Annotated in this window: 20 protein-coding genes and 1 pseudogene; 13 read left to right on the forward strand and 8 right to left on the reverse strand. The window is 70.2% G+C overall.

Features of this window, described 5'->3' with window-relative positions:
* Positions 1–15: 15 nt before the first annotated feature.
* A complete protein-coding gene (locus ADK54_RS38610; protein WP_107090725.1) occupies positions 16–1,572 on the reverse strand; it encodes a neocarzinostatin apoprotein domain-containing protein in 1,557 nt (518 codons plus the stop codon).
* A gap of 145 nt (positions 1,573–1,717) precedes the next feature.
* Entirely contained in the window at positions 1,718–2,077 is a 360-nt protein-coding gene (locus ADK54_RS38615) for a winged helix-turn-helix domain-containing protein (RefSeq protein ID WP_053730493.1), read from the reverse strand.
* A 133-nt stretch (positions 2,078–2,210) separates the two neighbouring features.
* Here ADK54_RS38615 and ADK54_RS38620 point away from each other — a divergent pair, with 133 nt between their 5' ends.
* The 6 genes from ADK54_RS38620 (at position 2,211) to ADK54_RS38645 (ending at position 7,564) form a co-directional block, all read left to right on the forward strand.
* The gene (locus ADK54_RS38620) at positions 2,211–2,918 is read left to right on the forward strand and encodes an ANTAR domain-containing protein (protein ID WP_078966977.1); all 708 of its coding nucleotides are present in this window, start codon (positions 2,211–2,213) and stop codon (positions 2,916–2,918) included.
* A 182-nt stretch (positions 2,919–3,100) separates the two neighbouring features.
* Positions 3,101–3,628 (forward strand): flavin reductase family protein, encoded by a 528-nt coding sequence (locus ADK54_RS38625; protein WP_234392387.1) that lies wholly within the window; start codon positions 3,101–3,103, stop codon positions 3,626–3,628.
* 227 nt (positions 3,629–3,855) lie between these two features.
* Entirely contained in the window at positions 3,856–4,407 is a 552-nt protein-coding gene (locus tag ADK54_RS38630) for a nucleoside 2-deoxyribosyltransferase (RefSeq protein WP_053730495.1), read from the forward strand.
* Between the two features lie 90 nt (positions 4,408–4,497).
* Positions 4,498–5,376, forward strand: coding sequence for a dihydroorotate dehydrogenase (locus tag ADK54_RS38635; protein WP_053730496.1), 879 nt, complete (start codon positions 4,498–4,500; stop codon positions 5,374–5,376).
* A complete protein-coding gene (locus tag ADK54_RS38640) occupies positions 5,373–6,227 on the forward strand; it encodes a creatininase family protein (protein ID WP_078966965.1) in 855 nt (284 codons plus the stop codon). The genes ADK54_RS38635 and ADK54_RS38640 overlap by 4 nt, the downstream gene beginning before the upstream one ends.
* On the forward strand, positions 6,224–7,564 hold the full coding sequence (locus tag ADK54_RS38645) for an NtaA/DmoA family FMN-dependent monooxygenase (RefSeq protein WP_053730497.1): 1,341 nt from the start codon (positions 6,224–6,226) through the stop codon (positions 7,562–7,564). The genes ADK54_RS38640 and ADK54_RS38645 overlap by 4 nt, the downstream gene beginning before the upstream one ends.
* 50 nt (positions 7,565–7,614) lie before the next feature.
* Here the strand turns inward: ADK54_RS38645 and ADK54_RS44295 are convergent, their stop codons facing one another.
* Positions 7,615–7,974: a winged helix-turn-helix transcriptional regulator gene (locus ADK54_RS44295; protein WP_199827138.1), complete on the reverse strand. Its 360-nt coding sequence runs from the start codon at positions 7,972–7,974 to the stop codon at positions 7,615–7,617.
* Positions 7,975–8,160: 186 nt separating this feature from the next.
* Here ADK54_RS44295 and ADK54_RS38655 point away from each other — a divergent pair, with 186 nt between their 5' ends.
* Both ADK54_RS38655 and ADK54_RS38660 read left to right on the forward strand, forming a co-directional pair.
* On the forward strand, positions 8,161–9,744 hold the full coding sequence (locus tag ADK54_RS38655; protein ID WP_053730498.1) for an MFS transporter: 1,584 nt from the start codon (positions 8,161–8,163) through the stop codon (positions 9,742–9,744).
* Between the two features lie 323 nt (positions 9,745–10,067).
* Positions 10,068–11,918: a M1 family aminopeptidase gene (locus tag ADK54_RS38660; RefSeq protein ID WP_053730499.1), complete on the forward strand. Its 1,851-nt coding sequence runs from the start codon at positions 10,068–10,070 to the stop codon at positions 11,916–11,918.
* A 65-nt stretch (positions 11,919–11,983) separates the two neighbouring features.
* Here the strand turns inward: ADK54_RS38660 and ADK54_RS38665 are convergent, their stop codons facing one another.
* The 3 genes from ADK54_RS38665 to ADK54_RS38675 form a co-directional block, all read right to left on the reverse strand.
* Entirely contained in the window at positions 11,984–13,162 is a 1,179-nt protein-coding gene (locus ADK54_RS38665; RefSeq protein WP_053730578.1) for an FAD-dependent oxidoreductase, read from the reverse strand.
* Between the two features lie 79 nt (positions 13,163–13,241).
* Positions 13,242–13,928, reverse strand: a complete 687-nt coding sequence (locus ADK54_RS38670) for a TetR/AcrR family transcriptional regulator (RefSeq protein ID WP_053730500.1) — start codon at positions 13,926–13,928, stop codon at positions 13,242–13,244.
* Between the two features lie 43 nt (positions 13,929–13,971).
* A complete protein-coding gene (locus ADK54_RS38675; RefSeq protein ID WP_053730501.1) occupies positions 13,972–14,796 on the reverse strand; it encodes a dienelactone hydrolase family protein in 825 nt (274 codons plus the stop codon).
* Between the two features lie 88 nt (positions 14,797–14,884).
* Between ADK54_RS38675 and ADK54_RS38680 the strand changes: the two genes are divergently transcribed.
* The 4 genes and pseudogenes from ADK54_RS38680 to ADK54_RS49015 all read left to right on the forward strand — a co-directional run.
* Positions 14,885–15,856 carry a GlxA family transcriptional regulator gene (locus ADK54_RS38680; RefSeq protein WP_053730502.1) on the forward strand — a complete coding sequence of 324 codons (972 nt, stop codon included), beginning with the start codon at positions 14,885–14,887 and terminating at the stop codon, positions 15,854–15,856.
* A 150-nt stretch (positions 15,857–16,006) separates the two neighbouring features.
* Complete coding sequence (locus ADK54_RS38685) at positions 16,007–16,978, forward strand: helix-turn-helix domain-containing protein (protein ID WP_053730503.1); 972 nt, start codon at positions 16,007–16,009, stop codon at positions 16,976–16,978.
* 425 nt (positions 16,979–17,403) lie between these two features.
* Positions 17,404–17,547, forward strand: a complete 144-nt coding sequence (locus ADK54_RS44300; RefSeq protein ID WP_420717475.1) for a hypothetical protein — start codon at positions 17,404–17,406, stop codon at positions 17,545–17,547.
* A gap of 27 nt (positions 17,548–17,574) precedes the next feature.
* Positions 17,575–17,793: pseudogene (locus tag ADK54_RS49015) on the forward strand (S24/S26 family peptidase); the annotation flags it as partial.
* A 267-nt stretch (positions 17,794–18,060) separates the two neighbouring features.
* On the opposite strand, the gene ADK54_RS38695 reads toward ADK54_RS49015, so the two are convergent.
* Both ADK54_RS38695 and ADK54_RS38700 read right to left on the reverse strand, forming a co-directional pair.
* Positions 18,061–18,549 (reverse strand): SRPBCC family protein, encoded by a 489-nt coding sequence (locus ADK54_RS38695; RefSeq protein WP_053730505.1) that lies wholly within the window; start codon positions 18,547–18,549, stop codon positions 18,061–18,063.
* 2 nt (positions 18,550–18,551) lie between these two features.
* On the reverse strand, positions 18,552–19,436 hold the full coding sequence (locus ADK54_RS38700) for an RNA polymerase sigma-70 factor (RefSeq protein WP_053730506.1): 885 nt from the start codon (positions 19,434–19,436) through the stop codon (positions 18,552–18,554).
* A gap of 250 nt (positions 19,437–19,686) precedes the next feature.
* On the opposite strand from ADK54_RS38700, the gene ADK54_RS38705 reads away from it, so the two are divergent.
* A complete protein-coding gene (locus tag ADK54_RS38705) occupies positions 19,687–20,067 on the forward strand; it encodes a helix-turn-helix transcriptional regulator (protein ID WP_053730507.1) in 381 nt (126 codons plus the stop codon).
* The last annotated feature ends 29 nt before the right edge of the window (positions 20,068–20,096 follow it).

Here is a 20,096-nt window from a genome sequence, read left to right on the forward strand (position 1 = left end):
CCCACGGCCGATGCCTCACCCTCCCGACGCGGGCGGCGGTACGAAGCCGAGCGGATGGCGGACCGATTCCGGGCCGCGGACCCGCGTGCCGAAGACCACCAGCTCGCACGCGCCCTCGGCACGGCAGTCGATGGTGCGGCCGTCGATGGCGGTGAACGTCGCCGACAGGGTGATCGTCTCGTCCACTCGGCCCGTGTCGCTGGTGGCCGGCGGCCGGGAGCGGGGGCGGCAGCCGAAGGTGTCGGCCGAGCCGGTCGCGCACTCCATGATCACCACGTGGTACTGCGGTTCGTAGCCCTTGCCCGTCGCCCGCACCGCCTGGCCGTCCACCAGACCCGTGTCGGGGTTCACCTGCAACGTGGGCGGCGCCTCCAGGGGCCCGTGCGGGGCGAAGCGCAGCGGCACGGTGGTGAGCAGCGCCCCGGTGTTGTCGGTCAGGGCGAGCGAGCACGGGTTGCTCGACGACACCGTACGGCAGTCGAACTTCCCTGCCGTGGTGCTCAGTTGGGCGTACAGCTTCTTCGGGGAGAGCTGGTACGTGCCGTCCGGGTACACGCGGAACTGGCGGCCCGTGTCGTCGTCACAGGTGGTCGCGGACGCCGAGGGGCCGCACTCCTTGACCCAGACGTAGTCCTTGGGCGGCCCGCCCGCGATGGTGAACTTGACGATGTCGCCGTCCCGCAGGCCGGTGGTGCGGTTCACGTTCAGCTGCGGGCCGGCGGTGGCCGTCAGTGCGGCAGGTGCTGCTGCCGCTGTCGGGGACATCAGCTGCCACGGTCCCCAGCCACCGCCGGGAAGCGACTGGTAGATCTCCCACATGCGGTCCCGGTTCCACTCACGTACCGTCAAGTGGAGCCTGCCGTCGGGGAGTTGATCCACCGTGCTCGGCTGGCTCAGCCCCACGTCCTGGCCGGGTACCAGCCCCATGGGCAGCACCGGACCCCAGCCGGATTCCGCGTTCTGCTGGTGCCGCACCTCCATCGTGCTGCCGTTGTTCGCCCCGGACGCGAAGGCGTCGATGCTGCCGTCGCGCTCTTTGAACAGGACGACTCCGCCGTGGTAGGGGGTCGGGGCGAGCCCGAAGGCGTCCGGGCTGCTCCAGCCGCCCGGGCCGGCGTCCTCCACGGCGTGGCAGAACGTCCCGTAGGTGGAGAACAGCAGCTCCAGGTCGCCCGCCGAGTTCTCCATCGCCGTGATGTAGTAGCTCTTGGGCCCCACGGTCGCCGCGCTCACCCGCTGCCAGGCGCCGTACGCACCGCCCGGTGCGGCCTGTTCGCGGTGCCACACGAAGGGCAGGCCCCTGGTGGCCGTGGTGTCGTAGAAGAGCTGGAACTGCGCGATCCGGCCGTCCGCGCGGTCCACGGACACCAGGCTGTCGGAGACCGGCGAGCTCGCCAGGCCCTTGGCTCCGGAATCCGTACCGCATGCGGACGTGGTCGTGGCCGCGGCGGGTGCCGCCTGCGCCACCGCGGGCACCCCGGCCGCTCCCGCGCAGGCGATCGCCAGCGCGACCATGCCCCGCAGCAGCGCCCCGACTCCGCCGTCCCGCAACGTTCTTCGTCGTGACCTCATGAACTCCCGCCCCTCTCGGTCGCCCCACCCGGCAGGGGAGAATCCTCTCGACGCACGACGCCCACGACCAGCTCGCAATCGGCCAGCGTCACCCGCGAGATCAAGCCGCGGCACGCACACCCGGTTCGCCCGCAGGTCACGCCGGTCAGCGGCCGTCCCCGTCGGCGTGCGCGCCGTTGCCGGCCGGCGTGGCTCGGTGGTCCTCGTCCTGGGCGAGGAGGCCGAGCAGGGAGGCCACGGTGAGGCCGGCCTCGGCCTCGGCGGGGTGCCGCAGGATCTTTCCCGGCTCGATCCGGTAGGTGTTGCCGCGTCCCTCCCGGGCGTGGGAGAGGAAGCCACTCTGCTCCAGGTCAGAAATGATCTTCTGGACGGCCCGCTCCGTGAGTCTGCAGCGGGCGGCGATGTCCCGGATCCGCGCGTTCTGGTCCTCGGCGATGGTCGCGAGCACGCGCGCGTGGTTGGTGATGAACGTCCATCCCGTGTGCGGTTCCGGTACTCCACCCATGGGCGAATCGTAGGCCCACCGGTTCGTGTTGAGGAATACCCGAACTTGGCTTCATGTATCTCTTGACGTATGTCTCTGGTGAGCGCGAATCTGGGCAAGGAGGAACTGCCGGAGTGCGCAGGGGGAGATGGCCATGCCGCACTGTGAAGAGTCCGAGTCCGGGCGGGCCGGCACGTGCACCAGGCTGACCGGCTCGACCGCCACACATCGACTGTCCGGACTGACGGTCTTCAGCCGCCCCGACGGCGACGGGACCGTCGTTGACGTGTGCGGCGAACTCGATCTCGCCACGGACCAACAGCTGCGACAAGCCCTGCACGCGGACCCCGCCGGGTCGGACGGCTACATCCAACTGGACCTCAGCGGCGTCGAGTTCTGCGGGTGCTCCGCCGTCAACATCCTGCTGCACATCAGGCGGCGGGCCCTGGACGAGCCCGCCGCGGCCCTTGGTCTCGGCGACACCCCGCGCATCGCCCCGCCATCGGACGATCCGGACCCGGGCCGCGGTCTCGACCTCGCCCCTGCCCCTGCCCCGACCCCTGACACCGATCCCGACCCCGACATGGATCTCCGCCTCGAACTCGGGCAGTTGCGGCGGGCGATGGAGAGCCGGGGGACCATCGATCTGGCCCGCGGCATCCTCATGGCCGCGTTCGCCCTCACTCCCGAGGACGCCTGGAAGGTGCTGGTGACCACCTCCCAGCACACCAACACCAAACTGCGCAGCCTGGCCGAGCAGGTGGTGGACTCCGCAGGGGGTACGCCGCTGCCCGAGCCCGTACGCAAACACCTGTCCGTCGCGGTCGCCGAGGCCGCGTCCACGGGCCAGGAGTCCAACTAGGCGCGTTCTGGTACGCGTTCGGTCGCCCGAATCATTCAACATACCTAGATCATTGCAATATCTCGTTTACGATTCATAGGTCCCTTGTCCCGACTCGCCATCTAGTGCAGACTTTTATCTCCGAGAAAGCTCACGGAAAAACGGGCCGATCGGATCAGCTGCTCTACCGTGAGGAACTTCCCTTGCATGGCGACAGCACATCCATCGCAGTTCAGGACCACGTCACCCCCGATTCATTCCGGTCTGCGGTCGGCACCTTCTGTACCGGCCTGACCGTCCTCAGCGCCGTGGGCCCGAAGGGTCCCGTCGGCTTCACCTGCCAGGCCTTCTCCTCGCTCTCCCTCGACCCGCCGCGGATTCTCGTCTGTCCCGGCCGGACGTCCACGACGTGGCCGCTCATCAGGGTCGCGGGGCGCTTCTGTGTGAACGTCCTCGCTGAGGATCAGACCGCTCTGAGCAGGCTTTTCGCCCGCCCAGGTGGCGACAAGTACGCGGGTGTGGGCTGGAGTTGCCCGCCCGGCGCGCCCCCCAGGCTCGACGGCGCGTGCTCCTGGTTCGAGTGCGCGATCGAGGCCGAATTCGACGCGGGCGACCATACTGTCGTCGCCGCCCGGGTGCTCGCCCTGGATACCGCCGAGGACCGGAAGCCACTGCTGTACCACCGTGGCCGGTACGCATCGCTGAGCGAGAGCACGGACGGGCCGGTATAACCCCGGAGCACCTGCACATATTCGGACCGGTGAGGCGTTCCGCGCTCCGCACGCGCACCCTCGCTTTCCCGCCAGAGCTCCGGAATTCGGCCACCCAAATGGCTCGATCTCGCTCTCGATCCCGCTCAGGTATTTCGTCCCGTCGGCGCGTCCTCCATGACGTGTCGACTCCTGGCCATGCCACTCCCCCACCAATTCGACGTTAATTTTCTGTCAGGAGAATTCACATGGCAATGATCCATGACCGGTCGGGTCTGCTCACGGGCCTCGACGTGTTCGTGGGCGGTCCGATCCAGCACGCGATCCTGCCGAACGGCTTCGCGGGCGACCTCCAGTCCGCGATCACCAGGGCCATCGGCGCCGTCCGCGAGAACGGTGGCAACATCTTCTCCGCCCATGTGGCCGAGAAGTTCGGCGAGGACACCGCGCAGTTCACCCCCGAGCAGGTCTCGGTGCGCGACTTCCGGTGGATGCGCAAGTGCGACGTGTTCGTCCCCGTCCTTCCGGTGCTGCCCGACCTCACCCTGCGCCGCACCGACGGCACGCACGTGGAGCTGGGCTGGGCGACCGCGCTGGGCCGCCCCATCGTCCTGGTGACCAAGCAGCCGTTCGTGGACTCGGCCAGCCATCTGCTCAAGGGGCTGCACCGGGTGGGTTCGGTGCAGGTCATCGACTTCGACGAGTTCAACGAGAAGCCCGGGCTCCTGGTCGACGCCGTGCTCGCCGCCACCGAGGTGCAGCGCGAGGCCCTCGGCTCAGCCATCGTCACGGGCGCCTGACGGCACTCCTCGCACTCCCCTGCCCGGCCGTCACCCGGCCCGCGCCCGGTCGGCCGCGCATCCCGCACAGCCTCACCACGGAGACCTCAATTGTCCGACGCCGTACGCATATTGGGACTCACCCTCAAGAATCCGGTCGTGGTCGGCTCCGGCCTGCTCACCGACCAGGAACGCAACATCCGCAAGCTCCTCGCGACCGGCGCGGGGGCCGTCGTCACCAAGACGATCCACCCCAGTCCGCCCCAGGATCTCGACGAGCGGATCTTACGGTTGCCTTCGGGCATGCTGAACAGCACCACGTACTCCAAGAGGTCGGTCGAGCACTGGCTGGCGGTCCTCACGTCCTTCGCGGACGAGCGGTTACCGGTGATCGCCTCCGTGCACGCCGACACCCCGGCCGAGCTCGGTGAGCTCGCCGCCCGCGTGGCGGCCACCGGCTGCCCGGCGCTGGAGCTCGGCATCTCCTGCATCAACGAGGAGCCCGGCGGCGAGGAGGACACTCCCGACCGGGTCCACGCCTACACGGCGGCCACCCGCGCCCGCACCACGCTGCCGATCTCGGTCAAACTCGCCATCGGCGAGGGCCTGGCGGACCGGGTGCGCGCGGCAGTCGCGGGCGGCGCGGACGCCGTCACGGTCAGCGACACGATCTCCGGCGCCGCCGTCTCGCCCGAAACCGGCGACCTCGAACTCGGCGGCGTCTTCGGCTACTCGGGCCCCGCCATCAAACCCCTTGTCCTGGCTGCCATTTGGCAGCTCCGGCGACGCGGATTCGACCTGCCCGTCCTCGGTTGCGGCGGCGTGAGCTCCGGCCGGGACGTCGCCGACTATCTGAGCGTGGGCGCGAACGTGGCGCAGGTCTACACGGCGCTGCACACCGACATGTACGAGACGCTGGACCGGATCGTGACCGAGACCGGTGCCGCCCTCGTGCGCCCGGCCGGCGCCACGGCGGGAGCGGCCCGATGACCCACGCCGCGTACTCCGCCCTGACCAGCGCCGACGTGAACCGGTCCGTCCAGGGCAGGACCCTGGTCTGGCCGATCGGCGCCACCGAACAGCACGGCCCGCACCTGCCGCTCAGCGTCGACTCCGACCTCGCCGAGGCGTTCGCGGCCGAGATCGCCGCCGGTCTTGACGGACTCACCCTGCCCGTGCACCAGATCGCCGCCCGCTCGCTCCCGCAGAGCGGCGGCGGGCTCTCCTTCCCCGGCACGCTGTACGTGGGCGGCGACACCCTCATCCGCTTCGTACGGGAAGCCCTGGAGTCGCTCGTCGCGCTGCCCTTCGAGCGGTTGATCATCGTGAACGGCCACTTCGAGAACGAGCCCTTCCTCTTCGAGGCGCTCGATCAAGTACGTGCTCGCGGTCTCCTCGACGGCCGCGAGGTGTACGCCTTCAGCTGGTGGAGCCTCGTCCAGGAATCGTGGATCGCCGCCGAGGTGCCCGGCTTCCCCGGCTGGCACGCGGAGCACGCCGGCCTGACCGAGACCAGCCTGATGCTGCACCTGCGCCCGGAGTTGGTCACCGAGGAGCGGCCCGAGCACGACGATCCGCCGCGCAGCGGGGTCTATCTGCACCCCATCGATGTGAAGCAGATCTCCAACAACGGGATCCTGTCGTCCACTTCGGGATCCAGCGCGGAGCTCGGCGAGAAGCTCTTCCGCCACGTGACCGACGAGGCGCTGGCCATGGTCCGCCACGGCGATGGCCTGCTGCTCGCCCGCACCCGCCCGGACCGACGCGGCCGTACGTCCCCCAACGGCCGCAGTGACAAAGCCGCAGCGGTCTCAGCCGCACCGAAGGGACGACGCGCATGACAAGGACCACATCGCAGGACCGGTCGGCGGGCAAGTTCCATCTCGCCTTCATCTTCAACTTCACCCCCGACGACTGGCAGGGCCCGTTCGGGACCGGCGGGTCGCCGTGGGACGGGAAGTTCCACACCGAGGTGGCCCAGGCGCTGGAGCGCGCCTGCTTCGACTACGTCATCGTCGAGGACAAGCTGATGGTGCCGGAGTCCTACGGCGGCTCCGCCGAGGCGGCTCTCAGGCAGGCGATGGTGGTGCCCAAGCACGACCCCGTGCCGCTGGCGGTGGCCATGGGGGTGGCGACCTCGCAATTGGGCATCGTGGCCACCCTTTCCACACTGGCGTATCCGCCGTTCATGACGGCGCGGCTCTCCTCGACCCTCGACAGCATGCTGGGTGGCCGGTTCGGCTGGAACATCGTCACCAGCGCGGAGGACCTGGCCGCGCAGAACTTCGGCCTCGACAAGCTGCCGCCGCGCGATGTCCGGTACGAGATGGCCGACGAATACGTCGACGTCGTCAAGCAGCTCTTCGCGTCCTGGGACGCGGACGCCGTCGTACTCGACCGCGAGAAGGGCGTGTACGCGGACCACACCAAGGTGCGGCCCATCCACTTCAAGGGCAAGTACTTCCAGGTGCGCGGCCCCTTGAACACGGTGCCCTCGCCCCAGCACCGGCCGGCCTTCGTGCAGGCGGGTGCCTCTCCCCGGGGCCGGGCCTTCGCGGCCCGCAACGCGGACTCGATCATCGCCATCGCCAATGGCGTGGAGGGCATGAAGCAGTTCCGCGACGACGTGCGGGCCCACGCCAAGGACCACGGGCGCGACCCGGACGCCATCAAGGTCCTGTTCTGCATCACGCCCGTGCTCGGCGAGACCGAACAGGATGCGCGGGACAAGCACACCCGGATGATCAACTCGCCCGAGTTCATCCATGACATCCTCGCCGAGACATCCGCGCTCACGGAGATCGACTTCGCCCAGTTCGATCTGGACGAGCCGCTCCCGTACCGCCTTGAGACCAATGGGGAACAGGGCTCGCTCGACCAGCTCCAGCAGTGGGGCAGCGGCAAAACGCTGCGTGAGCTGGTCGTCGACGCCGCGGGCGGGCTGGTCTCCTCGGTTGAGCTGATCGGAACCCCGGACCAGGTGGCCGAGCGGATGGGTGAGGTGATGGAGGAGGTCGGCGGCGACGGCTTCATGATTACGACGCCTGTGCTGCGGCTGAACCGCCGCTACATCGCCGAGGTCACCGACGGGCTCGTCCCGGCGCTGCAACGCCGGGGGCTGACCCGCTCCGCGTACACCCCCGGGAACACGCTCCGGCAGAACCTGCTGGAGTTCTGAGCGGGTGGTGCGGGCACCCCGCGTGGCTCATCGGCCACGCGGGGTGCGTGCTAGGCACGTACGACGGGGATTTCCGCGTCCGCGTCACGAGGATCAGCCACCGGGAATTCGCGGTCCGGGTCCGTCTCAATGGCCCGCATCGTCCGGTACCAGCGCCCCCAGGTGTCGAGTTGTTCCGCGATTTCGTCCAGGCTGCGGCCGATCTCGGTGAGCGAATACTCGACCTTCGGCGGCACCTCCCGGTAAACGGTCCTTATGACCAGGCCGTCGGTCTCCATTTCGCGTAACTGGCGGGTGAGCATCCGCTGGGTGATCCGGGGCAGGGCTCGCTTGAGCTCACTGAACCGCCGTGTCCCGGCCAGAAGTTCCTTCAGGATGGCCAGTTTCCATCGGCCACCCAGGACCTCCATGGCGCTCTCGATCGCGCAATATTCCGGCGTGTTTTCCGCGCGTTCCGAACCGTCGCGCACGACTCCACCTCCACCACGGCATATACCTTGACGGTATACATCTTGAAACCTGGTATACATCTTGATACTACGTCACATTCGAGACCGTACTTGCGCCCTGTATTCGTATCCCACGATAGTGCGAGCATGACGAATAGCGATGCCCCCGCAAAGATCCCGGGCGAACCGGATGCCGCCGCGCAGCGGCGCAAATGGCTGGTCCTCGCGGTGGTTTCCACCAGCCTGCTGCTGTGCGGGATCGACCTGACCGTGCTGCACGCGGCCGTGCCGAGCATGTCCCTCGACCTGCATCCCAGCGGCGTCCAACTCCTGTGGATCGTCGACATCTACTCGCTCACCCTCGCCTCGCTGCTCGTCACCTGCGGCACCCTCGGCGACCGCATCGGGCGCAAGCGCATGGTGCTCAGCGGCTTCGCCGTGTTCGGGCTCGCGTCGGCGGCCGCCGCGTTCTCCCACTCGACGCCCCAACTGATCGCCGCCCGGGTCGCGTTGGGCGTCGGGGCCGCGATGATCATGGCGTCGACCGTGGCCATCATCCGCGTCGTGTTCACCGACGACCGGGAACGCGCCATCGCGATCGGCATCTGGACCTCGGCCCACAGTGTCGGCGCCACCCTCGGCCCACTGCTCGGCGGCCTGATCACCGAACGCTGGGGCTGGGGCGCGGTCTTTCTGGTCAATGTGCCGATCGTGCTCGTCATCCTGGTCGTGGGCGCCCGTGTGGTGCCCGAATCCCGCAACCCTTCCCCGCGGCGCTGGGACATGGCCAGCGTCGCCCTGTCGATCACCGGGCTCGCGGGGGTCGTGTACGCGCTGAAGCAGGCCGGCGAGCGCGTGGGGGTCGATCCGCTCATCCTGGCCGCGGCAGTCGGCGGGGCGCTGCTGCTCTTCCTCTTCGTACGTCGCCAACGGCGCCTGTCGGAACCGCTGTTGGACTTCTCGCTCTTCGCCGACCGGCGCTTCTCCACCGCGACGCTCTGCGTGATCGGCTGCTTCGGAAGTTATGTGGCGCTGCTGTTCTTCCTCACCCAGTGGTTCCAGCAGGTCGGCGGGTTCTCGCCGGTACGGGCCGGGCTCGCCCTCATGCCGCTGGCGGCGGCGAACGCGGTGGGGGCCACCACCGCGCCCTGGGCTTCGGCGCGTTGGGGCAACCGCTGGGCGCTGACCGGTTCGCTCGGCCTGTTCGCGGCGGCGGCGTCGGCCCTGGCACTGACCGGGGACACCTCGCACTACGCCAGGCTCGTGGTGCCGCTCGTCGCCGCCGGGCTGGGCGCGGGAGTCGTGATGACGCTGGGCGCGGACTCCATCATGGCCGCGGCGAACCCCGAACGCTCCGGCGAGGCCGCCGCGATCCAGGAGACCTCCTTCGAGCTCGGCGCCGGGCTCGGCGTCGCCATCCTCGGCACCGCGCTCGCCGCGACGTACCGCACGTCGCTGCCCGAGGTGCCCGGCCTGAGCCCGGGGCAGCAGAGCGCCGCCCAGGAGTCGTTCGCCTCGGCGGAGGACGTCCTGAAGCAGCTCCCCGCCACCACCGCCGCGAACCTCACCGCGGCGGCCCGCCGGGCCTACGACCAGGGCTTCACCACGGTCGCCGGGGTGGCCGCGGCCGTTCTCGTGGCCACGGCGGCGCTGGCCGCGACGATGCTCCGGCCGCGCGCGACGGAGGTGGCGGAGGAGGACTCCGAGAGGGAGGTGCACGCGGCACCGTAGGGGTACCACAGGGCTGAAGGGCGCGTGCCGGTCTCGGGAATCGAGGCCGGTGCGCGCCCTTCCGGTTCTGCCACAAAGAGGGCGGTGCGCGCCCTTCCGGTTCTGCCGCAAACACGTCCAGCGCTTCTCTTGGCATGCTCCGATCAGACCTGCCAAGCTTCCCCCCAGCCGACGCCCTGACCCCGGGGAGACGGCGGTACAAGTCTCACCTCAGAGATCGTGCACGTGCCGCGCACCGCCCGCGGTCGTCCTCCGGCGCACCCAAGCCGGGCCGGGCGACCACCGAGCAGGCCGGAATCCCGGCCGCCTCAAAGGAGTTCCGTGTGAGATCCACCCCCCACAAGTCCCTCGCGGCGGCCGCGTGCGCCGTCGCCGCGCTGGCTGCCGTATCCCTTCCCGCCACCCCGGCGTCGGCCCAGGCCCCGCGCGCCGATGCCTGCACCCCGGCCCAGGTGGTCGCCAACGGTGGCTTCGAGAGTGGTACTTCACCCTGGACCCAGTCGTCGACAAGCGTGATCACCAATCGCACCGGCGAGAGCGCCCACGGCGGCACCCACTTCGCCTGGCTGAACGGTGTGGGCAGCACACACACCGACACCCTCTCCCAGAGCGTCACCATCCCGTCCGGCTGCAGCACCGCCACACTCACGTTCTGGCTGCACATCGACACGGCCGAGACGACCTCGTCGACCGCGTACGACAAGCTGACGGCGAAGATCGGCGGCACCACGCTGGCGACGTACTCGAACCTCGACAAGAACACCGGGTACGTGCAGAAGTCGTTCGACGTGTCCAGCTTCGCGGGGCAGACCGTCAACGTGGCCTTCACCGGCACGGAGGACTCCAGCCTCAAGACGAGCTTCGTCCTCGACGACGTCGCCCTCGACACCTCCGGCGGCTCGACCCCGCCCGCGGACTCCACCCGCACGCCGGCCGCGCCCTCGTACGACGTCAGTCTGACCAGCAACGCGAGCGGCAACGGCTGGACCGGGCACGAGAGTGCGACCTTCACCAACGCCTCGGCCACCGCGCTCGGCGAGGTGTATCTGCGGCTGTGGGACAACTACCACGGCACCTGCTCAGCGATGCCGATCACGGTCAGCAACGTCACCGGCGGTACCGCGGGCGCCCTCTCGGTCGGCTGCACGGCCCTCAAGATCGACCTGCCGACGCCGCTGGCCCAGGGGCAGAGCGCCACGATCGGCTTCGACCTGGGCATCACCGTGCCCGATGGCGCCGACCGCTTCGGCGCCGACGGGGCGTTCAACAACATAGGCAACGCCCTGCCGGTCCTGGCCATCCGTGACGCGGCGGGCTGGCACCTGGACCCGTACACCAACAACGGCGAGTCCTTCTACTCGCTGGCCGCCGACTTCAAGGTGACCCTCGACCACCCCACCAGCCTGCTGGTCCCGGCCACCGGCACCTCGGTCGACACCCCCGGCTCCAGCGGACGCACCGTCACCACGGCCACCGCGTCCAAGGTTCGCGACTTCGCCTGGGCGGCCGGCCCGTTCAGCAAGATCTCCGGCACCTCGCCCGCCGGCACCGCCATCAACATCTACTCCGTCTCGGGCATCAGCTCCTCCGACGCCCAGTCGATGCTGGCCACCGCCAAGTCCGCCGTGGACACGCACGCGGCCCGCTTCGGGGCGTACCCGTACGGCGAGCTGGACGCGGTGATCGACAACAACTACTGGTTCGGCGGCATGGAATACCCCGGCTTCGTCCTCGACCTGGTCTCCACCACGGCGCTCACGCACGAGATCGGGCACCAGTGGTGGTACGGCATCGTCGGCGACGACGAGTACAACAGCCCTTGGCTGGACGAGGCGTTCGCCGACTACTCCACCGATCTGGCGCAGAACAAGACCGGCGCCAACTGCTGGAACAGCGTGTCGTGGGCGTCGTCCGCCGAGAAGATCACGAACTCCATGGCGTACTGGGACGCCCACTCCTCCCGGTACTCGACCGTCGTCTACGGCTACGGCAAGTGCGCCCTGCACGACCTGCGGCGCGTCCTCGGTGACAGCGTCATGGCCAAGTTGCTGAAGGACTACGCCACTTCGCACTGGTACGGAGTCTCGACGACGGCCGAGTTCAAGGCGGCGGCCCAGGCGGCCACGACCACGGACCTGACCTCGTTCTGGACCCAGCACCGCATCGACGGCTGACGGCTCATCAGTTCGCCGCGGAGGACGCCGCCCGTCATCCGCGGCGAACCCGCCTGGCGTTGACCTCAGGCCGTCTGGGCGTCGAAAGCCGCGAACATGTCGAGCAACGGCCGCGGCGCATCAGCGTTGAAGATGGTGTCGAGCCCATCGGCCGACTCCCTGGCGGTCGCTTCGGCACGCGGGAAGAGCTTCTCCTCGTATGCCGCCAGGGCCACCTCGATGTTCCCGGCGTGGCGGGCCAGGGAGCGTCCGAGGTCCGCGCCGTCGATCATCGCGAGGTTGGCGCCTTCCCCGGCGAACGGGGACATCAGATGCGCCGCGTCGCCGAGGAGGGTCACGCCCGGCACGCGCTCCCAGCGGTGACCGATGGGCAGGGCGTGGATCGTCCGGGGTGTCATCGGGCCGTCGGCGTCGGTGACCAGCCTCCTCAACTCGGCTGCCCAGTCGGCGAATTGGTCCAGGACTGCTGTCCTGGCAGCCGCCGTGTCGGTGAAGTCGATGCCGGACAGCCACTCCTCGGCGGTACGCAGCGCGGCGTAGATGTGCAGGCTGCCGTCGGATTCCCGGTGGCCGAGGAATCCCTTGTCGTCGCCCACCGCGAAGAGCATGCCGCCACCGACGAGCCGCGCCGCCTCGGGATGGCGGGTCTCCGCCTCCAGGAGGTCGAGTTCGACGAAGCTGATTCCGGTGTACGTGGGTGTCGCTCCGGACAGCAGCGGCCGGACCCGGGACCACGCTCCGTCGGCGCCGACGAGGAGACCGGTGGTGAACGCACTGCCGTCGGCGAGGGTCACCTCGTGCACTCCCCCGCCCACCGGACGCGCCGCCGTGACCTTGGAGTCCCAGCGCACCGTGCCGGGCGGCAGGGAGCCGAGGAGCAGCGCGCGCAGGTCGCCTCGGTCGATCTCGGGGCGGCCGCCGGTTCCGTCGTCGGCCTCCTCGCGCAGCACGCGGGCGTGCTTGTCGAGGATGCGCATCGCCTGGCCGCCCGGGTGCACCTTGGCGAGGAACTCGTGGTGCAACTGCGCGGCATGCAGGGCCTCTTGGCCTGATTCCTCGTGGATGTCGAGCATGCCGCCCTGGGTGCGGGCGTCCGGGGAGGCGTCGAGGTCGAAGACGGCGGCTTCGATGCCGTGTACGTGCAGGACGCGGGCGAGGGTGAGACCGCCGAGCCCGGCGCCGATGACGGCGATGGGGTGGTGCGGGGTGTGGCTGCTCGCGGTGGAGCCGATGGGGGTGCTCATGGGGGTGTTCATGGGGTGCTCTCATTTCATTGCGTAGGTCCGGTGGCCCGGGGCGTGCGGACGGTGACGCGGGTAGCCCTCAGGCACGCGGGGTGGTCTTCGTGCCGTTGATCACCGCGCCGAAGATCCAGGCGAAGCGCTGCCGAGGCGTGCCGGAGACGAGGTCGTCACCGAGCGCGGCGATGCGCGGGTGGGTGTCGGGCGAGGCTTCGCGCAGGGCCGCGGCGACGGTGTCGTGCTCGCTCTCGGCGTTGCCGGACTGTTCGCGGGTCGAGTGTTCGGCGGCGGTGGCGGTGGCGACCTGGAGCAGTACGTCCACGCCCCAGGCGGCCTGCGCGTCCGGCACCTCGCCTTCGTGCAGGAGCGCCAGAATGGCCTCGACCAGCGCCAGGTAGTTCGGGCCCGCGGGGCGCGCGACCAGTGCGGCGCGGGCCAGGCTCGGGTTGGCGAACAGCACATCGACGTACGAGCCGAGCACGTGGAGCAGCCGCTCGTGCCAGTCGCCCCGGGTGGCGGCGGGTGCCAGGTCGACCGCGCCCAGGAGTTCCTCCAGGATCGCCGCGTGCAGTTCGGCGGTGTTGGCCACGTACACGTACAGCGACGCGGGACCCGTGTCGAGCTCCTGGGCCAGGCGGCGCATGGTGACGCGCTGCAGCCCTTCGGCTTCCATCAGGCGGACCGCCGTCGCGACGATGCCCTCGTGGGTGAGCGCGGGCTTGGCGGGCCGCTCGCGACGGCTGCGGGGGGCTGGGGTCTGTGGAGTCACACGTCCACGGTAACGAACATGTTCGTTACGAACAAGTTCGGGCTTAGTTCCGAGCCCCAAGGCGCTCGGCCAGAAAGTCGAGGATCTCGTCCCTGGCCTTCAGCGTCGGATGGCCGGCCTCGTCGACGAGGTGTGCGGTGACCACACTGTGCGGGGTGCCGACCACGTCGCGGAAGAAGGGGGGCGGGTCGGTGTTCGCGGCGCTGTCGGGCAGGACACGGCCGTCGAAGGCGTCGCCGAGCAGCGCCCGGTAGGCGGCGAAGCGCCGGCCCGTGCACCAGCGGTCGCCCTCGAAGCGGTAGGCGAGGACCTTCAGGCCGTCGCGCTCGACGCGGTCGCGGACCGCACGCGCGTCCTCGTCGCTGATTTCGAGCCCCGCGGGGTCGTCCAGCGGCAGCGACGGATGGCCGAGCACGGGGGCTACGACGGCCGGCTCCAGCGTCATGGTGAGGGCGAAGTTGCCGGTGAAGCACAGCCCGATCGCGCCGACTCCCACGCCGCCGCACGCGGCATGCGCCCGGCGCGCGAGCCCGCGCAGCCACGCCGTCACGGGGCTCGTGCCACCCCCGGCGAACGCGCGGAACTCCGCACTGACACATGCGCGACGGACGATCCGCTCCCCGCCCTCCACCGTGGGACGGGCGCCGTCGACCCCGAACAGCGAGGGGACGTGGACGGTGAATCCCGCGTCCCGCACCCACCGCGCCATGCGCAGGACGTCGGGGCTGATGCCCGGCATCTCCGGCATCAGCACGACGGCCGGCCCGGAACCGGCGACGTATACCGCCTTCACCACCCCGTCCACGTCCACGAGTTGGCGGGAGAAGTCCGAAACCGGGTCGTCGAGGCATCCGCTGTCAGTACTCATGGTCGCAGCGTGGCCCCATGTGCCCGGCAGAACGAGGGGCCGGATCGCCAGACATGCGGGTAATCTCGCCACGGTGGGATGGGCAAACGTGAGTGCGCTGCGGATCGGTGTCCTGGCCTACCCGGGCTGCTTCGCGTCCGAAGTGTTCGGCGTACCCGACCTCTTGACGATGGCCGCGCACGTCGCGGGACCCGACCGCGCCGGGTACGAGGTGTCGATCGTCTCGCCTCGCCGGCGTGTCATCGCGTCGGGCGGCGCGCAGCTGGCCGTCTCTCCGCCGCGCCAGGTCGACGTACTTGTCGTGCCGGGCTTCGAGCTCGTACCGGGCCTCGACGTGGACGCGAAACTCGCCGCCCTCGCCCCTGAAATCGCCGTGATCCGCTCCCACGCGACCGCGGGCGACGTCGTCGTCTCGATCTGCGTCGGCGCGTTCCTGCTCGCCGAGGCCGGGCTGCTCAACGGGCGACGGGCGACGACCTGTTGGCTACTGGCGGACGGATTGGCCCGGCGTTGTCCGGACGCCGATGTCCGGCCGGAGCATCTCGTCGTCACCGACAGGGGTGTGACGACGACGGCCGCGTTCAGTGCCATGTACGACTTCGCCCTCGGCCTGATCCGCGAGCACAGCGGTGCCGAGGTGGCACGGACGACCGCACGGGTGGCCCTGCTCGACGACGCCCGCTCGTCCCAGACTCCGTACGTCGACGTCGGCCTTCTTCCTCAGCCGGGATCCGATTTCTCCCGCCGGGTCATGCGCCGGCTCGACCAGAACCTCGCCGACCGGTACGACCTGGCCGCGCTGTCGGACACGTTCAATGTCAGTACGCGTACGCTGCTGCGACGCTTCGCGGGTGAGACGGGGCAGAGTCCGCTGGAGTACCTGCAGTTGTCCCGCGTCCGGCGCGCCCGGCACCTCCTGGAGACCACGGACCGCACCGTCGCCGGCATCGCCACGGCGGTCGGCTACCGCGACCCGGGAACCTTCGCCGCGCTCTTCGCCCGACACACCGGCCGACGTCCACGGGACTACCGCGCCGCCTTCCGGCGCACCGCCGAGTGAGCCCGGAGTGTGGTGATCCACACACTGCCCCGCCCTGCGACGGGTGCGACGCCCACATCGACGCCTTCGGACGAAAGGTCCGGTTACTCTGTGGTCCGCGTGATGGCCAGGAGAGTTGCCGTCCGCCGCGAGTGATGACGGGGGAAGCACGTGTCGGACCAGACCGATGCACCGGCGGGGACGCAGGAACAGCTCTTCGGGGAACTGCGCCGCGTCAAGCAGGCATCCGGGTTCAGCTACGGCCAGTTGGCCGAGCGGACCCACTACAGCCGCTCCTCCTGGGAGCGTTTCCTGAACGGGAAGCAGCTCCCTTCCAAGGTGGCCGTCGAGCAGTTCGCCGCGGCCACCGGAGCGGACCCGCGTCCGCTGCTCGCCCTGCTCGTGGCGGCGGGCCAGGCGCAGCCGCCTGCCCAGGAACCGGCCGCCGCCGAGGCGTTGGCACCTGAGCCCGCGACACCCGAGCCCGCAGCCACTACGGCCGAGCCCCAGGACCCGGCACCCACGGTCGTGGAGCCGGAACGCGACGCGCCCCGCCCACCCGAACCGGCCCCCGCCCGGCGGCGGCTCGTCGGGCGCCCGTCCTGGCAGCGAAGACTCGGGGCCGTCGGCTACATCGCGACGGGCGCGGTCATGGGCGCGGTCGCCACCGTTGTGGTCATGGGAACCGCGTCCGGCGCACATGGCGGGGCCGCCAAGACGCCCGGCGCCCAGGCATCGGGTGCCGGGACCGGCCAGGCGGCTCCCGTGCCCGCAGGCGGGAAGGTGGACGCGCGCTGTTCCGGAGACACCTGCCTACGGCGTGATCCGCAGGCCATGGACTGCCAGTGGGACGCGAGCACCTCGCACGACACCTGGCTGCGCGGCATGCACATCGAGCTGCGGTACAGCCCCGCCTGCCATGCGGTGTGGGGGCGGATCGAGAACGGCGCGGTCGGCGACGTCGTCAAGATCCGGGACCGGACCGGCCTGGAACTCCAGGCCACGATCCGGACCGACCGGGACACCTACACCCAGATGCTCGCGGTCACCGACGACGCACCGGCGGAGTCCGTGACGATCTGCGGGGCCATACCCAGTCAGAAACAGTTGGAGTGCTCACCGAGCCCCAACGTCCAGCCGTAGAGCGGAACTTGCGGTGGGCCCGGAGTCAGACCGTCGTCTTCGAGGGCGCCGGGAGGCGGGCCGGGTCGAAGGTGAGCAGCAGGTTGAGCAGACAGAGCACGGCGATGAGGGCGACGGCGGCGACGAGGAAGGGCATGGGTGACTCTCCGGGGTCTCGTGTCAGCGTGCGGCGGGGTGTCCGCCTTCAGCAGGAGGGTTCGGGGCGACCGGGCTGTGAGCCCCGAGGCAGCCTCAACCGACGGGCGAACCAGGCCGGTTGAGGTCAGGACGCGGATCTGCGGACCCCGCCCCGACGTGCGCGGCGTACCGTCGTCGAACAGCACGCCCAGTCCGTCCGTGAAGATCACGAGCAGCGCGCCCACCAGCGCGCCGAACGCCGCGATTCGCTCGGCGCCCTGCGCGAGGCGGACACCATCGCCGTCCTGGTGGACGGCGAGATCGCCGAACTCGGCTCCCACGACGAGCTGACGGCCCTGCGCGGCGGGCACTACGCCCGGCTCTTCGCGCTGCAGGCGGCCGGGTACGCCGAGCGCGGCGACCGGCCCAGGACCCCGGCGGCGGCCACGTGAACCGCCCGGAACGAAAGGCGCGCTCACATGACGGATGCCGGGCGGACCACGGCGGCGCCGGCCGTGGGCGCGGGCGTGCTCCTCCTTTCCGTACGCGCCCTGCGGGCCCGCGTCACGCCGGTCAGGGTCACCGGGTCGAGCAGGGCGCCGGCCTTCGCCGACGGCGACCGCCTGCTGGTGCGCCGCACCCAGCGGGTGCGGCTCGGCGACGCGGTGGTCTTCCGCAATCCACTGCCGTTCGGCGATGGCGACGAAGCCCTGTCCTGGCTGGTCAAGCGGGTCTCGGCGATGCCCGGTGACCCCGTGCCGCCCGAGGTCCGCGCCGTCGTCGGGGCCTCGGACGGCTCGCTGGTGCCGCCCGGGTCGCTGGTCGTGCGGAGCGATGCGGCGCGCACCCAGACTCCCGCCACTTCGGCTACGTGCCCCAGCCGGCGCCGCTCGGCGTGGCGGTCACTCGACCGGCCCCCCGTGAGCGCAGGCGCGTTCGGCCGCATCTGGATCCGGCGCGCTGATTCACGCGGGCCGCTGACGCTTCGTCATCTTCCCGTTCACGTGCGGCTGTCGGGTCAGCGCGGCGTCGGCCGCGTCGAGGATGCTGGCGAAGGAACGGGTGATCATCGGCCGCACGAGGACCCGGGTCAGGACGGGGCCCAGCACCGGCAGCTTCATCTCCGCGCGGGTGGTCCAGTGGACCCGGGTACCCCCGTCGACCTCGGTGAACGTCATGCCGCCGAACTCGTGCCGGGACGGCGGCACACTGCGCTCGACGACGTATTCGGTGGCGTAGGGCGCCTCGTAACGGGTGATGCGCTCCCTGAGCCAGCCGATCGCCCAGAGGTGGCTGCGCACCGCACCCACGCCGTAGGGCGTGGACTCGCCCCGCCGGGTCAGCCGGCAGCGCAGCACCAGGGGGGAGCGCTCGTAGTTGGTGGTCGTGGTGAGCCAGGCGAAGACATCGTCGATGGGGGCGTCGATGACACGCTCGGCGGTCATGGTTTCCACGGTCAGTGCACTCCTCTGTCGAGTGGGCGCACCACGTCGTCGCGGTGCAGCTTGTCCGGGTTGCGCACGGCATAGAGGCCGGTGATCCGCCCGTCGTGGATCTCGAAGGCGACCAGCCAGTCGAGTTCGCCGTCGGTGAGGAACCGTGCCGCGGGCATGCCGTTGTACGTGGCGTGCTCGATCCGGGTGTCGGGGGTGATGCTGGTACGGGCCACACCGAGGACGAACCGGGCCACCTCCTCGCTGCCGGTGATCGGGCGACGCGCGGCGGTCACCTTCCCGCCGCCGTCGGCGATCTGAACGACGTCGGGCGCCATCAGATCCATCAGCGCCTGGATCTCACCGGTCGACGTCGCGAGCAGGAACCGCTGGACGATCTCGCGGGTGGCTTCGGATCCGGGCTCGAAGCGCCGGCGCCGCGCGTGTACGTGCCGCCGTGCCCGGTGAGCGATTTGACGGACCGTCACCTCGTTCTTGCCGATCGAGGCGGCGATCTCGCCGTGGCTGTAGCCGAACACGTCGTGCAGCACGAACACCGCGCGCTCGGTCGGGTTCAGCGTCTCCAGGACGAGCATCAGGGCCATCGACACGGACTCGGCCAGGATCGCGTCCTCGCTCACCGCGGGTCCGGTGCGGATCGGCTCGGGCAGCCAGGTGCCGATGTACTCCTCGCGCCGTGCCTTGACCGTACGCAGATGATTGAGCGACTGCCGGGTCACCACGCGCACCAGGTAGGCGCGCGGATGCTCGACCTCGGCCGGGTCGACCGCGCTCCACCGCAGATAGCTCTCCTGAAGCACGTCCTCGGCGTCGGCGGCGCTGCCCAGCATCTCGTAGGCGATCGTGAACAGCAGCGGGCGGTGCTCGCTGAAGGCGTCCTCAGTCACGACCCGCCTCCCCCCTGCCGCGCATGCATACCCTGGCATCCCACCAGACCTCTTTTCGCTGTTCATGCCTGCTCCCCTGTCCACGCACGCCCATCGAGACACCTCGCCCCAAAGAAACGTGACACCCCGGCCGTGTGATCCGCTTCACCATGACCGGCGCGGGTGAAAGCCGCCCCTGGGACCGACAGGCGATTCGCGAAAGGTGTTTCGCCTGATTGTTTGCGCGAATGCCTCGTCCTACCCTGGGGGCATGGGTGCCGTACCTGAACCGCATGCAGGCTGGACGTTCCTCACCAACCACGCCCGCGTGCTGGCCGCGATCGCCGACGACCCCTCGACCCGCATACGCGACATCGCCGCGCACTGCCGGCTCACCGAGCGCGCCGTCCAGCGGATCATCGCCGATCTGGAGGAGGCCGGATACCTCTCCCACACCCGGCACGGGCGCTCCAACACGTACCGCATCGAACCGAGCACGCCCCTGAGACACCCGGCCGAGGCCGGACTGACCGTGGCCACCCTCCTCGCGGTCCTGGCGCAGCACGACGAGCAGCGCGGGAAGCCTCAGGCGCAGGACCACCAGGCCGCGCCTGCGCGGGATCGGGAGGCGCAGCCCGACCGGGCGCGCTGACCGTCCCACCGCCTCGGGCGCGGCCCGGC

The sequence above is a fragment of the Streptomyces sp. WM6378 genome, from assembly GCF_001279695.1.
Taxonomy (GTDB): domain Bacteria; phylum Actinomycetota; class Actinomycetes; order Streptomycetales; family Streptomycetaceae; genus Streptomyces.

Excerpts from the sequence above, each read along its gene's own strand:
- ADK54_RS38610 (WP_107090725.1), bottom strand. The coding sequence starts at position 1,572 with ATGAGGTCACGACGAAGAACGTTGCGGGACGGCGGAGTCGGGGCGCTG.
- ADK54_RS38615 (WP_053730493.1), bottom strand. The coding sequence starts at position 2,077 with ATGGGTGGAGTACCGGAACCGCACACGGGATGGACGTTCATCACCAAC.
- ADK54_RS38620 (WP_078966977.1), top strand. The coding sequence starts at position 2,211 with ATGCCGCACTGTGAAGAGTCCGAGTCCGGGCGGGCCGGCACGTGCACC.
- ADK54_RS38630 (WP_053730495.1), top strand. The coding sequence starts at position 3,856 with ATGGCAATGATCCATGACCGGTCGGGTCTGCTCACGGGCCTCGACGTG.
- ADK54_RS38640 (WP_078966965.1), top strand. The coding sequence starts at position 5,373 with ATGACCCACGCCGCGTACTCCGCCCTGACCAGCGCCGACGTGAACCGG.
- ADK54_RS38645 (WP_053730497.1), top strand. The coding sequence starts at position 6,224 with ATGACAAGGACCACATCGCAGGACCGGTCGGCGGGCAAGTTCCATCTC.
- ADK54_RS44295 (WP_199827138.1), bottom strand. The coding sequence starts at position 7,974 with ATGGAGGTCCTGGGTGGCCGATGGAAACTGGCCATCCTGAAGGAACTT.
- ADK54_RS38655 (WP_053730498.1), top strand. The coding sequence starts at position 8,161 with ATGACGAATAGCGATGCCCCCGCAAAGATCCCGGGCGAACCGGATGCC.
- ADK54_RS38665 (WP_053730578.1), bottom strand. The coding sequence starts at position 13,162 with ATGAGCACCCCCATCGGCTCCACCGCGAGCAGCCACACCCCGCACCAC.
- ADK54_RS38675 (WP_053730501.1), bottom strand. The coding sequence starts at position 14,796 with ATGAGTACTGACAGCGGATGCCTCGACGACCCGGTTTCGGACTTCTCC.
- ADK54_RS38705 (WP_053730507.1), top strand. The coding sequence starts at position 19,687 with ATGGGTGCCGTACCTGAACCGCATGCAGGCTGGACGTTCCTCACCAAC.